The 506-nt window shown below is 71.3% G+C and carries 1 protein-coding gene; it reads right to left on the reverse strand.

Going from position 1 to position 506, the window contains the following annotated elements:
• On the reverse strand, nt 1–506 hold a 506-nt coding region (locus I8J34_RS24295; RefSeq protein ID WP_214364200.1), incomplete at both ends, for a phage late control D family protein.

Raw genomic sequence — 506 nt, forward strand, 5'->3', positions numbered from 1 at the left:
CGCGCGGGGCGTCGAGCAGGTCGACATGCGTGCCGGGGCGCAGGCTGCGCACGGTGCCGCGCCCGACGAAGGTGGTGTGGCGCGCTTCGAGCGCTTCCATCATCAGGCGTGCGTAGCGATCGGCCTCGCGTGTGTCGGCAAAGGCGTATTGGCCGGCGTCGTCATAGCGCTCGAGCGCGGGGGCGCGCTCGGCGCCGAGCGCGAGCACCGTGGGCACGCGTGTGGCTACCGAGCGCTTGGTCTTGTAGTCGTAGCTGAGCACCGTGCTCATGCCGGCGCCAAAGCGCCGGTGGGTGCCGAAGGCGACGATGGCGTCTTGCGCTTCCTGCGAGTCGGCCCGGTGAAAGCGGATGCCGCGCCCGCCGTTGGCATGCTCGGAGAGCCTGTCTTCGGGCCAGCGCAGGCTGTCGGCGAACAGGCGCATGCGGTGCCCGGCGGGGGCCGCTTCGTCCTCTTCGATGCACCAGCCGATGCCCTCTTCGGCCAGCAGGCGCGAGACGAAGGCG

The organism is Denitromonas iodatirespirans (assembly GCF_018524365.1).
Classification (GTDB): Bacteria; Pseudomonadota; Gammaproteobacteria; order Burkholderiales; family Rhodocyclaceae; genus Nitrogeniibacter; species Nitrogeniibacter iodatirespirans.